Below are 14174 nucleotides of genomic sequence, written 5' to 3'. Positions count from 1 at the left end.
GTGAGCATCGACTACGGGCGCGAGATCGGCTTCGGTGTCTTCCCCTCACCCGAGGCCGCCGCGTTGGAACGCACCCTGGCCGTGGTCGACGCCGCCGAACGCGGCGGACTCGACTTCGCCGGAATCCAGGACCACCCATACCAGCGGCGGCACCTGGACACCTGGAGCCTGATGGCCACGGTCCTGGCCCGCACCGAACGGCTGCGGGTCTTCCCCGACGTGGCCAACCTCCCGCTGCGCCCGCCCGCGGTCATGGCCAAGAACGCCGCGAGCCTGGACGTCCTCTCCGGAGGCCGGTTCGAGCTGGGGTTGGGCGCCGGCGGCTTCTGGGAGGCGATCGAGGCCATGGGCGGGCCCCGGCGCAGCCCGCGCGAGGCCGCCGACGCCCTGCTGGAGGCGGTCGAGGTGATCCGCCTGCTGTGGTCGGACCAGCGGTCGGTGCGTTTCGAGGGCGAGCACTACCGCCTGGCCGGGGTCAAGCCCGGACCGCGGCCCGTGCACGACATCGGGATCTGGCTGGGGGTGCTGGGTCCGCGCCTGCTCGGGGAGGCGGGCAGGGTGGCCGACGGCTGGGTGCCCTCCTACGCCTTCGCCGGCCCCGAGAAGCTGCCCGGGATGCACGAGCGCATCGACGAGGGCGCGGCCCGGGCGGGGCGCGACCCCGCCTCGATCCGCCGGGTGTACAACCTGTGGGGGACCATCGGGGAGACGGGCGCCTCGGACAACCCCCTGGACGGCCCGGTGGGCAAGTGGGTGGAGCAGCTGACGGAGTTCGCGGTCGAGTACGGGATGGACACGTTCGTCCTGGGCCCCGCGCAGGACTCACCCGAGCAGGTGGAGCTGTTCGCCGCCGAGGTCGCTCCGGCGGTGCGGGAGGCCGTCGGCCGGGCCCGGGGCTGAGGGGCCGCGGTGAGAGCGCACGAAGGCCTCCCGGGCGGTGTTGCCGCGCCGTCAGGGGGAACGATCGCTCCCGCGTCCGGTTCCTACGGGGGGAGTGGCCCTGGTTTCCACGAGCGACAGCAGGCAGATCACCTGGGAAGGCTTCTTCAACACCCGTGACCTCGGCGGCCTCCCCACCCGCCACGGCCGGACCACCCGCCCCGGGGCCTTCGTCAGATCCGCTGACCCGCGTTTCGTCACCGCTCAGGGGTGGCGGGCCGCCCGTGCCGCCGGTGTGCGCACCATCGTGGACCTGCGCAACCCGGACGAGATCCGGCCGGCTCCGGGCGAGGGACTGACGGGCCGGGGAGGATCCGCCTCCTTCCCCGCGACGACGCCCCGGGCGCCCCTCCCCTCGGGGATGACGCGTCTGGAGGTGCCTCTGGACCACGTCGAGGACGTCGAGTTCTGGCAGGAAATCAACCGTGGGCGGCTGAACGGGACCCCGCTCTACTTCCGTCCCTTCCTCGAACGCAAGGCCGAACGGTGCGCCGCGGTGATCACCGCGCTGGCACGGTCCGGGCCCGGCGGCGTCCTTTTCCACTGCGGAGCCGGACGCGACCGCACCGGCCTGGTCACTCTGCTGCTGCTCGCCCTGGCGGAGGTCGAGGCCGACGCGATAGCCGAGGACTACGCGCTGTCCACCGCCGCGCTCGGCCCCCTGTTCGCCGCGATGGGGCGTAAGGACCAGGGGCCGGTGGTCGAGTCCCTGCTGGCCGACCGCGGACTGACGGTGCGCGGCAGTGTCCTCGACGTCCTCGGAGACCTGGACGCGTGGGCCCGCCTCCTGGAGGCGGGGGCCGCCGAGGAGGACCTCGCCCGGGTCCGGGACCGGCTCCTGGTCTGACCGGGCCTGCGGGACCAGCGTGAGCCGGATCCGAGAAATGTCGGATATGTGATCTACGTCGTCAAGGTGAAGCTTGTCGGTGTCTGACGGCAAGCTGAGGGGTCACCACACCGGCACCGGCGAACGCCCGCCCCCGGAATTGGGAAACCGACAACGGACTTTGCGCGGGCGGCAAGCCCGTGGTTACTGTCGAAGGGTGAACGACGACTTCGAGACCGTGCTGGACGCGGTCGGTCCGAGGCTCCGTGCGCTGCGCCGCCGGAGCGGAAGCACCCTGGCCGAGTTGTCCGAGGCCACGGGTATCGCCGTCAGCACGCTGTCCCGGCTGGAGTCCGGTCAGCGCAAACCGGGGCTGGAGCTGCTCCTACCCCTGGCGAAGGTCTACCAGGTGCCGCTGGACGAACTCGTCGGCGCCCCGGACAGCGGTGATCCGCGGGTGTTCCCCCGGCCTTTCACCCGCAACGGCATGACCGTCGTCCCCCTCACCCGCAAACCGGGCGGGCTGCAGGCCTTCAAGCAGATCCTTCCGCCAGGGCCGGACGAGCCCCTGGCGGAGCCCCGTTCGCACGAGGGCTACCACTGGCTCTACGTGCTCAACGGGCGCCTGCGCCTGATCCTCGGCGACCAGGACTTCGTGCTCGCCGCGGGTGAGGTCGCCGAGTTCGACACCCACCTGCCGCACTGGTTCGGCAACGGAGGCGCACAGCCGGTCGAGTTCCTGAGCCTGCTGGGCCCCCAGGGCGAGCGGTTCCACATCAGGGCCCGTTACCGGCCCTCACCGTAGCCCCGGGGGCACGCGGACCCCGACTCTAGGCCGAGGTGTCCAGGGTCAGTTTGCCGACGGTCCCGCGGCCGCGCAGGTCCTCGTGGGCGCGACGGGCCTCGGACAGCGGGTAGCTCTGGCCCAGGACCGGCCGCAGGCGGCCCTCGGCGACCAGGGCGAACATCTCGCGCATCGCACCGCCGACCACGTCGCCCGGCAGTAGCCAGGCGTGCGGCAGCCACATGCCGCTCACGGTGGTGGAGAAACGCATCAGGTTCGGCAGCTGTACGGACTTGGGCTGCTCGCGCGAGGCCATCCCGTAGAAGGCCAGCCGACCGAAGGGTGCCAGCGCACGCACGCTCTCGTCGGTGACGCGTCCGCCCACCATGTCGAGTACGACGTCCACCCGGCGGCCTTCGTTGGCCTCGATCAGGGCGGCGGTCATGTCGGGGGCGGCGGAATCCACGGCGGCGTCCGCGCCCAGGTCCAGGGCCAGCTTGCGCTTCTCCTCACTGCTGGCGACCGCGATCACCCGGCCCGCGCCGAAGTGCTTGGCCAGCTGTACGGCGAGCGTGCCCACACCGCCGGCGGCGGCGTGCACCACCACCGACTCACCGGGCTCCATGCGCACGTTCTTGCGCAGCAGTACCCAGGCGGTCGCCCCCTGCACGACCAGGGACAGCGCGGCCTCGTCGGAGACCCCCTCGGGGATCTCGAAGAGGGTGTTCGGGTCGGCGGAGGCCTTCTCGGCGTAGCCGCCGCCCCCGGTGAGCAGTCCCACGACCCGGCGGCCGTCCGCGGTCCGCCCCGCGATCTCGGCACCCGGGACCATCGGCAGGGTGGAGGGCGCCAGGTAGGTGTTCTCGGCCTGGTGGGTGTCCGCGTAGTTGACGCCGCTGCGGGCGACGTCGACGAGGATCTCGCCGGGGCCCGGTTCCGGGTCGGGCAGCTCGGTGGGGGTGAGGACCTCGGGTCCGCCGAACTCGGTGATCTGGATGGCACGCATGGTGGGCCCTTCCTACTGGTTGAGCGGCATCAGCAGGCATCATACCGACCAGGTGGTATGCCCTGGGGTGCGGCCTGGTGGTCGGATCGGATCTCGCTCGCACGGCCGGGACCCTCGCGGCTGCGGGTCCGTCCGTGCACCGCGGGGCCGCCCGTGGGCCCCTCCGCCGCCGCTGCGGCCCACCTGGTGACCGGGCCGGGTGCGCTCCCGGGTCGTGGCGAGGTCTTGCGCGGTCAAAACTAACGGTGTTAGGTGGATGTGCTACCGACTCCCAAGGAGGCACACGTGGACGCCGAACACACCGTGACGACCGTGAACGGCCGGGTCCGCGGGGTCCCCTCGCCGCGCTCCCGAGACGGTCGGGTCACGGTCTACCGGGGCATCCCCTACGCCGCCGCCCCCTTCGGCGAGCACCGCTTCGCCGCGCCCGCGCCCGCACCCTCCTGGGAGGGAACGCGCGACTGCGCCGAATTCGGCCCCCCGCCGCCCCAGGGCAACCAACTGATCGGCGCGGCCCACTGGGACCCGGACACCTCCCTGGACTGCCTCGTCCTCAACGTCTGGACCCCGGCGACGGCAGGGGAGGACGCCCCGGTCCTGGTGTGGATCCACGGCGGCGCCTACATCGTCGGCTCCGGGTCCGAGGCCCTCTACGACGGCACCCGGCTGGCCGAAAGCGGCCTGGTCGTGGTCAGCGTCAACTACCGCCTGGGCTTCGAGGGCTTCGGCCACGTTCCGGGCCGCCCCGACAACCGGGGCCTGCTCGACCAGGCGGCCGCCCTGCGCTGGGTACGCGACAACATCACCGGGTTCGGCGGGGACCCCGGCAACGTCACCATCGCGGGGGAGTCCGCGGGCGCCGGCTCCGTGGTCTGCCTGATGACCTCGCCCGAGACGCGCGGGCTCTTCCACCGCGTCGTCGCGCACAGCGTCCCCGGCGACATGGTCACCGTCGACGTCGCCCGCTCCGTCTCCGAGGCCGTGGCCAAGGCCGCCGGGGTGCCGCTGGAGGCCGAGGCACTGGCCGCCCTGGCACCGGAGAAGATCCTGGAGGCCACCGACGAGGTCCTGTCCGGCAGCGGCCAGGAGGGCAAGGGCGTGCGCACCAAGGCGTTCACCTGCTACGCGCCCGTCATCGGCGGCCCCGAACTCCCCGAACCCCCGCTGGAGGCGGTCGCCCGGGGCACCGTCGCCGAAACGGACCTGCTCGTCGGACACAACACCGAGGAGTACCGGCTCTTCACCGAACTCGGACAACAGGTGCAGATCGACGACGAAGAGGCCCTCGCGCACACCGCGAGCCGCCTCGGCCTGGGTGAGGGCGCGGTCGAGGCCTACCGGTCCGTGTACCCCGACGCCTCCCTGCGCGACCTCTTCAACGAGATCCGCGGCGACGCCCTGTTCTGCGAGTACTCCGTCCGGCTGGCCGAGGCGCACGCGGCGGGCGGCGGCAGCGCGTACTTCTTCCGGTTCGCCGCCCAGAGCCGGGTGATGGAGGGCCGACTGGGGGCCTGCCACGCCTTCGACCTGCCCTTCGCGTTCGGCAACCTGGACTGCGACCTGGCGGTGTTCCTCTGCGACGGGGAGCCGGACGCGGATCTGCGTGCGCTGTCCGAACGCATGGTGGCGGCCTGGAGCGGTTTCGCCGCCACCGGCGACCCGGGGTGGCCCGCGGTCCGTCCCGGCACGACCGTGGTGCGCATCTGGGACACGGAGGACTCGTTGGTGGAGGGTGACGCCTCCCCCGTGCGCGCCCTGTGGGCGGACGTGCCGATCCCCTCCCGTTAGGGCGCGGCCCCGACTCCGAGAGCGTGCGCGACGCCTCGCGGCAGCCCCCGTCGCACACCGGCTCCCGACCGGTATCCGGATCGATAACATGCGGATACGGGGTCGGTTACTGGTGTGACGGGGGTTGTTTCATGGTGGAGGACGTTCCGGAAGCGCTGCTGTCCGCCCGCGACGACGTCGCGCGCTTCCTCATGTCCTACAAGTTCGCCATCGACACGGTGATGGCGAAGGTGAACATCCTCAACGAGGAGTTCCGCTACACCCACGACCACAACCCGATCGAGCACGTCGGCTCCCGGCTCAAGACCCCCGCGAGCATCATGGAGAAGGCACGCCGGCGCGGGGTGCCCTACGACCTGAACCAGATCCGCGAAGCCATCCTGGACATCGCCGGAATCCGTGTGACGTGCAGTTTCATCTCGGACACCTACGAGATCCGGGACATGCTGGCCGGGCACGAGGACATCACGGTGATGGAGGAGCGCGACTACATCCGCAACCCCAAACCCAACGGTTACCGCAGCCTGCACCTGCTGGTGGAGACGGCCGTGCGGATGTCCGACCGCACCCTGGACGTGCCGGTGGAGATCCAGATCCGCACCATCGCGATGGACTTCTGGGCCAGCCTGGAACACAAGATCTACTACAAGTACGCCAAGTCCGTACCCCAGGGACTGCTCGACGAGCTCCGCGAGGCGGCCGAGACCGCCAACCGGTTGGACGTGACCATGGAGCGCCTGCACGCCGAGGTCCGGGAGCAGGGCGACCGCGCCGGAACCCCGCTGCCGGGGCCGGAGGAACTGCGCAAGCTGCCGCTGGCCGACGAGCTGTTGATCGCCCTGGCCGAGCGGGTCAACTCCGGGCGCTCCGACTGACCTCGGGCGCGGCGCCGGGGATCAGTCCGCCTCGGTGCGGGAGGTGACCTCGCGGGAGAGCAGGATCCGTTTCTCCCGGGTGTCGGCGGTGAGCACGGTGAGGAACTGGCTGCCGTTCTGCACGACGTAGGCGTGCACCACCTCGTCGTCGAGTTCGATGCGTTCGGCGGGCACCCACACCTCGTCGACGACGGCCGCCCCGAGGAGGACCGCGGCCAGGGCGAGGATCCCGACCCGGGCGACGAGGCGGTGGAAGAACCGGCGGACGGGGCCGCTGCGCAGGTCGACGAGGACCAGGAACGCGAACCAGGCCAGAGCCGCGGCCAGGGCGGGCCACGCGGAGAAGGAGAGCACGGCGGCCGCGAACACGACCGCGAGGGCCACGACGACCAGCAGGGAGCCGGGGGAGCGGTTGCCCTCGCGCAGGTGGCGCAGATGCCCGGCCGCGGTCAACGGTACGAAGAACGCCATCAGCCACAGGGTGATCCGCTCCGCGCCGAGGAAGGTCCCCACCACGATGGTGACCGCGTCGCCGAAGTCGATCGCGTCGGCCAGCCCGAACGCGGTCCGCCAGTCGTAGTGGGTGACGGCCATCAGACGCAGCAGGACGAACACGAAGGCGGCACCGGCCGCCGTGGTGCCCGCGGACCACAGGTGCGCGTCGCCCTGCTCCTGCCGCGGCTCGGTTCCGGTACCCGCCTCGCTCGTCCCGCCCATGGGCCCTCCGTGGTTCGTGTGGCGGACCGGCGACCGTCGGGGCGGCCCCGATCCCGGTGCTCACGCTAGTGACAGGCGGCCTGACATGCGTCGATGCCGCACCGGTGGAAGCGGTACCGACCGGTTGGCGCGCGGGATCGGGTTTCGGGGCGAGCGCACCCGGATAGTCGAGGGTCAGGACCGGGGCCCGCCAGGGCCGGGCAGCGCTGCGGAAGGTCATCACCGGTGGACACCACGATCACCCTGCACGTGGACGGCGAGGAGCGGGTGCTCACCGTCGACACCCGAACCACACTCCTGGACGCGCTACGCGACCGGCTGGGGGAGACCTCCCCGAAGAAGGGCTGCGACCACGGCCAGTGCGGCGCCTGCACCGTCCTGCTGGACGAGCGCCGCGTCCTGTCCTGTCTGAGCCTGGCTGTCGCACACGACGGTGCCCGGGTGAGGACCGCCGCCGGTCTGGCCGCCGGGGGCGGACTTCATCCGGTCGCCCGGGCGGTGCTCGACCACGACGGTCTCCAGTGCGGTTACTGCACGCCCGGTCAGGTCTGCTCGGCCGTGGGGATGCTGGCGGAGGTCGAGGCGGGGTGGCCGAGCCACGCCACCGAGGACCTGACCGCCACCGTCGAACTCGACGACGCCGAGATCCGCGAGCGGATGAGCGGCAACCTCTGCCGCTGCGGAGCCTACGCCGACATCGTCGCCGCGATCCGGGAGGTGTCCGGGTGAGACCCTTCGACTACGAGCGCCCCGCCCGCGCCTGTGAAGCCGTCGCCGCGGTGGCCGCCGACCCCGGCGCCCGCTTCCTCGCCGGCGGTACCAACCTCGTCGACCACCTCAAACTGGGGGTGAGCGCCCCCACCGCCCTGGTGGACGTGCGCGACGCCCTCGACGACACCGTCGAGACGCTGGGCGACGGCGGTGTCAGGATCGGCGCCGGGGTCCCCAACAGCGACCTCGCCGCGCACCCGGAGATCCGGCGGCGCTATCCGGTACTCAGCGCGGCCCTGCTCGCCGGGGCGTCCGGGCAGTTGCGCAACATGGCCACCACCGGCGGCAACCTGTTGCAGCGCACCCGGTGCGTGTACTTCCAGGACGTGACCACGCCCTGCAACAAACGCGAACCCGGGTCCGGCTGTTCGGCACTGGAGGGCCACGGCCGCGACAACGCCGTCCTGGGGGCCTCGGAGTTCTGCGTGGCCACCCACCCCTCCGACATGGCGGTGGCCCTGTGCGCACTGGAGGCCCGGGTCAGGGTCCTGGGCCCCGACGGGGAGCGCACCGTCCCCCTCGATCACTTCCACCGGCTGCCCGGTGCGGCCCCGGAGCGGGACACCGTCCTGTCCCACGGCGACCTCGTCACCGCCGTCGAACTCCCGCCCCTGCCGGAGGCCGCGCGTACCTCCTACCGAAAGGTCCGGGAGCGTGCCTCCTACGCCTTCGCGCTGGTCTCCGTGGCGGCCGTCGTCCGGGTGCGCGGCGGCCGGTTCGTCGACGCGCACATCGCCTTCGGGGGGCTGGCCCACGCTCCCTGGCGGGCCCGCCGTGCCGAGGAGGCACTGCGCGGCAGGCCGGTGACCGAGGAGGCCTTCCGGGTGGCGGCCGACACCGAACTCGCCGGGGCGCGTCCCGGCCGTGACAACGCCTTCAAGGTGCCGCTGGCCGTGAACACGCTCGCGTCGGTCCTGCGCGAACTCACCGAGGAGGTTCGATGACCGAACCACGGACACCGGCGGTCGGCGCCCCGACAGCCCGGCTCGAGGGCCGTGCCAAGGTCACCGGCACCGCACCGTACGCCTACGAGCACCCGGCCGCCGACCCGCTGTACCTGCACCCCGTGCTCTCGACCGTGGCCCGCGGCCGCGTCACCGTCGTGCACACCGCCGAGGCCGAGCTGCTCAAGGGCGTTCACGCCGTTCTGACCAGTGCGAACGCGCCGCGTCTGGCCGACACCGAAGACGCCGAGTTCGCCGTCCTGCAAAGTGACGAGGTGGCCTTCCGGGGCCAGTTCGTGGCCGCGGTCGTGGCGGACGGCCCCGAGACCGCGCGGGAGGCGGCCGCCCTGGTGCGGGTGGAGTACGAGGAACGGCCGCACGAGGTGGCGCTGGACCCCGGTCACCAGGACCTGCACACGCCGCGGGAGAGCGACATGGAGTCGCCTCCCGACACCCGTCAGGGCGACGTCGAGGCCGAACTGGCGCGTGCGGCGGTCCTGGTCGACGAGGTCTACCGGACGCCCCGGCAGGACAACAACCCCATGGAGCCGCACACCACGGTCGCCCTGTGGGAGACCCTTCCCGACCGGCTCACCCTGTACGACTCCACCCAGGGCGTGCACACCGTCCGGGAGACGATGGCCGCCGTGTTCGGCCTGGACCCCGAGAATGTGCGCGTCACGGCGCCCCACGTCGGGGGCGGGTTCGGCGCCAAGGGCGCGGCCAAGGCGCACAACGTCCTGGCCGGGCTCGCCGCGCGTGCCGTGCCCGGCCGCACCGTCAAGTTCGCGCTCACCCGGCGGCACATGTTCAGCCTGGTCGGCTACCGCTCGCCCACCGTCCAACGGATCCGGCTCGGCGCGGACGCCGAGGGCCGCCTGGGCGCGGTGGTCCACGACTCCACGGGGCTGACCTCGAGGGTCAAGGAGTACGTCGAACAGAGCGGGCTGTGCTCACGGATGATGTACGCCGCACCCGCCCGTGCCACCACCCACCGGTTGGCCGCCCTGGACGTTCCGATCCCGTTCTGGATGCGCGCGCCTGGCGAGGCGCCCGGCATGTTCGCGCTGGAGACGGCCATGGACGAGCTCGCCGAGGCGTGCGGGGTGGACCCCGTCGAACTGCGGGTGCGCAACGAGCCCGGGGCCGATCCGGAGACGGGGCGGCCGTGGTCGGGGCGCCGTCTGCTGGAGTGCCTGCGTGAGGGCGCCGAACGTTTCGGCTGGTACGGGCGGGATCCGTCCCCGGGGCCGCACCGGGACGGGCGGTGGCTGGTCGGCACCGGGGTGGCCTCGGCCGTCCACCCGCGGGCGAACAACCCGGGGTCGGTGGCCGAGGTCGAGTACGGGGCCGACGGCCGGTACACGGTCTCCATCGGTGCCGTGGACATCGGTACGGGTGCCCGGACGGCGCTGACCCAGATCTCCGCCGAGGCTCTGGACTGTCCCGTCGGGCGGGTGCGGCTGCGGATCGGTGACTCGGACCTGCCCAGGGCCACCGTCGCGGGCGGTTCCTCGGGGACCTCCTCGTGGGGGACGGCCGTCTTCGAGGCGGTCCGCGCCTTCCGTGACGAACACGGGGCCGATCCCGTGCCGGGGGCGCGCACCCGGGCCGAGGCCTCGCACAACCCGGACCTGGAGCGTTACGCGATGTACTCGTTCGGGGCGCACTTCGCCGAGGTGCGGGTACACGCCGACACGGGGGAGGTCAGGGTGCCCCGGATGTTGGGCGTGTTCTCGGTGGGCAGGGTGATCAATCCGCGCACGGCCCGCTCGCAACTGGTGGGCGGCATGGTCATGGGGCTGTCGGCGGCCCTGCACGAACACAGCGTGGTGGACCCGCGCCACGGCCATGTCGTCAACGGCGACCTGGCCGGATACCACGTGGCGACCAACGCCGACGTGGGCGATGTGCAGGCCCACTGGCTGGACGAGACCGACCCGCACCTGAACCCGATGGGTGCGGCGGGCGTCGGTGAGATCGGCATCGTGGGGATGCCCGCCGCCATCGGTAACGCCGCCCGCCACGCGACGGGTCTGCGGGTACGCGAGCTCCCGCTGACCCCGGACCGCTTCCTGCACTGACCCGCGGAGGACCGGCTCCGCACGGGTGCCGCGACGGTGTCGCCACCGGCTCGACCACCGCCATCGGCTCAGCGGCCACCACCGCAAGGCACGACCACCGCACGACCACCGACACCACTGCCGCAACGGCGACCGGGGCACGCGTTCCCGCTCCCGGGGCGTCGCACAGGAGGCAACATGAACGGAGCGACCTCGCGGGCGCCCGAGGCCGACCGGAGGACGCCACGACCCGGCGGGGCCGACGACGCCCACCACGCATGGGTCGCCGACGAACTCACCCGGGCCGTCGGCACCGGGGAACTCGACCTTCCGTTCCCGGGCGGAGGCGACACCCGGAAACGCTGGCGGGCACTGCGGGACCTGGCCGAACGCGACCTCTCCCTGGCGCGGTTGGCGGAGGGCCACACCGACGCCGCCGCGATCCTGGCCGAGCTCGGGGCGAGGCAGCCCGAACCCGGACAGGTGTGGGGGGTGTGGGCGGCACACCCTCCCGGTGCCGTGCTGACCGCGGTGCCCGCGGACGGCGGATGGCGCCTGCACGGCACCAAACCCTTCTGCTCCGGGGCGCACACGTGCACCCGCGCGCTGGTCAGCGCCGAGGTCGACGGCGGTGAACGACGGCTGTTCGCGGTGGACACCGGCGGTACCGAACCGGTCGAGGGGACGTGGGCCTGCGCGGGTATGGCCGCCGGCGACACCCTGACCGTCGCCTTCGACGGCGTCCCCGCCGATCCGGTGGGCCCCGCGGGCGCCTATGTCCGACGGCCCGGCTTCCACCACGGCGGCGCGGGGGTGGCCGCCTGCTGGTTCGGCGGCGCACTGGCCGTGGCGGCGCCGCTGGCGGCCCGCGCCGTCCGGGACTCCGCCGACGTGCACACCCGTACCGCGTACGGGGCCGTGGACCGTGACCTGCATGCCGCGGGCGCGGTGCTGGAGCTGGCGGCGGACGAGATCGACGCCGACCCGCAGGACACCGGGGGAGGGGCCGCACTGCGGGCCCGACGGGTGCGCGCGGTGGTCGCCCGCGTCTGCGGCGACGTCCTGCGCCGGACCGGTGAGGCGTTGGGGGCGGGACCGCTCGCCGCCGACGCCCGGCACGCCCGCGCCGCGGCCGACCTCGCGGTCTACCTGCGCCAACACCACGCTGATCGCGACCTGGCCGTTCTGGGCGGCCAGGCCGCAGGAGAGGAGGGGGACACACATGGGCTCCGAAGGTGACACACCCGCACAGGTGCATCCGATCGACGCCGAGGGCACGCCCGAGCGCCGATGGCGGGAGTGGGGCGACCTGGAACGGCTGCCGCGCCTGGACCTGGGCGGAACCACGCACGCGGTGGTCGTCGCTCCCCACCCCGACGACGAGACCCTGGGGTTCGGGGGAGGCCTCGCACTGCTGGCCGACCAGGGTGCCGCCGTCACCGTCGTGGCGGTGACCGACGGCGAGGGCTCCCACCCGGGCAGCAACGCCCTGACCAGGGCCGGAATGGTCGCCGCGCGGGCGGTCGAACGCGGGCGCGCGCTCTCCTCACTCGGTGCGCGCGGCGTCGAACTCCTCCGGCTGGGCCTTTCGGACGGGGACGTCGCGGCGCGCGAGGACGAGCTCACCGAACGCCTCGCCGCCGTGTGCGCCGACGCGGACCTGTGCGTGGCGCCCTGGGAGGGCGACCTGCACCCCGACCACGAGGCCACCGGTCGCGCCGCCCGCGCAGCCGTCCGGGACCAGGGCGCACGGCTGCTCTCCTACCCGGTGTGGATGTGGCACTGGGCGAGCCCGGAGGACGAGGCGGTGCCCTGGTCCCGGGCGTACCGGATCGACCTCACACCGGATGTCCAGGACCGCAAACAGGGGGCGGTCGGCGCCTTCACGACCCAGACCGCCCCGGTCGGAGCGTTGCCCGAGGACCGCGCCGTCCTGACCCCGGACATGCTCGCCCACTTCTCCCGCGATTACGAGGTGGTCTTCCGGTGAGCGTCGAAGGCGTCTACTTCGAGGCCGTGTACGCGGACTCCGAGGACCCGTGGGGGTTTCGCACCCGGTGGTACGAGCGGCGCAAACGGTCACTGACGCTGGCCTGCCTGCCCCGGGAGAGGTACGTGCGCGCCTTCGAACCGGGGAGTTCGATCGGTGTCCTGACCCGCGGCCTGGCCGACCGGTGCGACTCGCTCCTGGCCTGGGAGGGGGCGCCGGAGGCGGTCGCCCGGGCCCGTGCGGACCTGGCCGAGGTCCCCCACGTCGAGGTGGTGCGGGCCAGGGTCCCCGAGCGGTGGCCGCGGGGTGCGTTCGACCTCGTGGTCCTCTCGGAACTGCTCTACTACTTCGACGACGGCGACCTGGGCGTGTTGTTGGACCGCACGGTGGAGTCGCTCGCCGGCGGGGGGACACTCCTCGTCGTGCACTGGCGCCACCCGGTCGCCGACCACGTCCGTTCCGGGGACGACGTGCACCGGGTGGTCGCCGCGCGGGCCGAGCTGGCCCGCACGGCCCGCCACGAGGAGCGGGACTTCCTGCTGGAGGTGTACGAGGCCGTTGGCGGGGGCGCGCCGCGTTCGGTGGCCGAACGGGAGGGGCTGGTGTGACCGGCGCCGTCGTCGTGGTGGTTCCGGCACACGAGGAGGCCGCGTCGATCGTGCCGTGCCTGCGCGCCGTGCACGCCTCGCTGCGCCTGTGCGGTGTGGCCCCGGAGCGTCGCCACTCGGTGGTGGTCGCGGACGACTGCACCGACGCGACCGCCGCCCTGGCCCGGCGGGAGGGCGCCCGCGTCGTCGAGGTCGCCCACCGCAACGTGGGCGCGGCCCGGCGTGCGGGCGCGGCCCGGGCGTTGGAACTGGTCCGGCCCCGGGCGATGGAGGACGTGTGGCTGGCCACCACCGATGCCGACACCCTGGTCCCCGTGCACTGGCTGCCCGCACAGCTGGCCCTGGCCCGCGCCGCGGACGCGGTGGTGGGGACCGTGGAGGTGCGGGACTGGTCCGAGCGCCCGCCCTGGCTGGCCGAACACTTCGCCCGGACCTATCCGGTGGCGCGGGCGGACGGGCACCCCCACGTGCACGGGGCCAACCTCGGTGTGCGCGCCTCGGCCTACCTCGCCTGCGGCGGGTTCCCCGAGCTGGCCCGAGCGGAGGACCACGCCCTGGTGGCCGCGTTGGCCGCCGGGGGCTACCGGGTGAGCCGTCCCCGCGACCTGCGGGTGGTCACCTCCGCCCGCAGGGTCTCCCGGGCCGCCGGAGGGTTCGGGGACTGTCTGAGCCGGATCGGCGGTCCCGACCCCCTCCGTTCCGGGGCCGGGGCAAAGAGGGGGGAGCCTGGCCCGGGCTGAGCCGGTCCGGCGACGGAACCGCTCACGGGCCTTCCGGAGCCGGGCCTTCCGAGGCTGGGCGGGGCCGGGTCTTCCGGGAGGGAGGCGGAGGGGTGGGGCCCTCCGCCTCCTCGTCCGCGGCCC

At 73.2% G+C, this 14174-nt stretch carries 14 protein-coding genes; 12 read left to right on the top strand and 2 right to left on the bottom strand.

The window, feature by feature from the left end:
* The 3 genes from ACUKCB_RS10815 to ACUKCB_RS10805 all read left to right on the top strand — a co-directional run bounded on the left by ACUKCB_RS10815 (position 1) and on the right by ACUKCB_RS10805 (position 2570).
* The gene (locus tag ACUKCB_RS10815; RefSeq protein ID WP_473040385.1) at positions 1-900 is read left to right on the top strand and encodes an LLM class flavin-dependent oxidoreductase; all 900 of its coding nucleotides are present in this window, start codon (positions 1-3) and stop codon (positions 898-900) included.
* A 94-nt stretch (positions 901-994) separates the two neighbouring features.
* Positions 995-1786, top strand: a complete 792-nt coding sequence (locus ACUKCB_RS10810) for a tyrosine-protein phosphatase (protein WP_473040384.1) — start codon at positions 995-997, stop codon at positions 1784-1786.
* A 196-nt stretch (positions 1787-1982) separates the two neighbouring features.
* Positions 1983-2570: a helix-turn-helix domain-containing protein gene (locus ACUKCB_RS10805; RefSeq protein ID WP_473040383.1), complete on the top strand. Its 588-nt coding sequence runs from the start codon at positions 1983-1985 to the stop codon at positions 2568-2570.
* 25 nt (positions 2571-2595) lie between these two features.
* Here the strand turns inward: ACUKCB_RS10805 and ACUKCB_RS10800 are convergent, their stop codons facing one another.
* Positions 2596-3555, bottom strand: coding sequence for a quinone oxidoreductase family protein (locus ACUKCB_RS10800; RefSeq protein ID WP_473040382.1), 960 nt, complete (start codon positions 3553-3555; stop codon positions 2596-2598).
* 285 nt (positions 3556-3840) lie between these two features.
* Between ACUKCB_RS10800 and ACUKCB_RS10795 the strand changes: the two genes are divergently transcribed.
* Positions 3841-5343: a carboxylesterase/lipase family protein gene (locus ACUKCB_RS10795; protein ID WP_473040381.1), complete on the top strand. Its 1503-nt coding sequence runs from the start codon at positions 3841-3843 to the stop codon at positions 5341-5343.
* 131 nt (positions 5344-5474) lie between these two features.
* A complete protein-coding gene (locus ACUKCB_RS10790; RefSeq protein WP_473040380.1) occupies positions 5475-6218 on the top strand; it encodes a GTP pyrophosphokinase in 744 nt (247 codons plus the stop codon).
* 21 nt (positions 6219-6239) lie between these two features.
* Here the strand turns inward: ACUKCB_RS10790 and ACUKCB_RS10785 are convergent, their stop codons facing one another.
* Entirely contained in the window at positions 6240-6935 is a 696-nt protein-coding gene (locus ACUKCB_RS10785) for a hypothetical protein (protein WP_473040379.1), read from the bottom strand.
* Positions 6936-7160: 225 nt separating this feature from the next.
* On the opposite strand from ACUKCB_RS10785, the gene ACUKCB_RS10780 reads away from it, so the two are divergent.
* The 7 genes from ACUKCB_RS10780 (at position 7161) to ACUKCB_RS10750 (ending at position 14051) form a co-directional block, all read left to right on the top strand.
* The gene (locus tag ACUKCB_RS10780) at positions 7161-7664 is read left to right on the top strand and encodes a 2Fe-2S iron-sulfur cluster-binding protein (RefSeq protein WP_473040378.1); all 504 of its coding nucleotides are present in this window, start codon (positions 7161-7163) and stop codon (positions 7662-7664) included.
* Positions 7661-8650 carry an FAD binding domain-containing protein gene (locus ACUKCB_RS10775; RefSeq protein ID WP_473040377.1) on the top strand — a complete coding sequence of 330 codons (990 nt, stop codon included), beginning with the start codon at positions 7661-7663 and terminating at the stop codon, positions 8648-8650. The genes ACUKCB_RS10780 and ACUKCB_RS10775 overlap by 4 nt, the downstream gene beginning before the upstream one ends.
* The gene (locus ACUKCB_RS10770; protein ID WP_473040376.1) at positions 8647-10734 is read left to right on the top strand and encodes a xanthine dehydrogenase family protein molybdopterin-binding subunit; all 2088 of its coding nucleotides are present in this window, start codon (positions 8647-8649) and stop codon (positions 10732-10734) included. Before ACUKCB_RS10775 ends, ACUKCB_RS10770 begins: the two co-directional genes overlap by 4 nt.
* A gap of 177 nt (positions 10735-10911) precedes the next feature.
* Positions 10912-11952, top strand: coding sequence for an acyl-CoA dehydrogenase (locus tag ACUKCB_RS10765; protein ID WP_473040375.1), 1041 nt, complete (start codon positions 10912-10914; stop codon positions 11950-11952).
* Positions 11936-12703 carry a PIG-L deacetylase family protein gene (locus tag ACUKCB_RS10760; RefSeq protein ID WP_473040374.1) on the top strand — a complete coding sequence of 256 codons (768 nt, stop codon included), beginning with the start codon at positions 11936-11938 and terminating at the stop codon, positions 12701-12703. The genes ACUKCB_RS10765 and ACUKCB_RS10760 overlap by 17 nt, the downstream gene beginning before the upstream one ends.
* Complete coding sequence (locus ACUKCB_RS10755; RefSeq protein ID WP_473040373.1) at positions 12700-13311, top strand: class I SAM-dependent methyltransferase; 612 nt, start codon at positions 12700-12702, stop codon at positions 13309-13311. The genes ACUKCB_RS10760 and ACUKCB_RS10755 overlap by 4 nt, the downstream gene beginning before the upstream one ends.
* Positions 13308-14051 (top strand): glycosyltransferase, encoded by a 744-nt coding sequence (locus ACUKCB_RS10750; RefSeq protein WP_473040372.1) that lies wholly within the window; start codon positions 13308-13310, stop codon positions 14049-14051. Before ACUKCB_RS10755 ends, ACUKCB_RS10750 begins: the two co-directional genes overlap by 4 nt.
* The last annotated feature ends 123 nt before the right edge of the window (positions 14052-14174 follow it).

The organism is Nocardiopsis moroccensis (assembly GCF_055763695.1).
The sequence above is the reverse complement of the archived record's forward strand: the minus strand, read 5'-3'. Positions and strand labels throughout refer to the sequence as shown.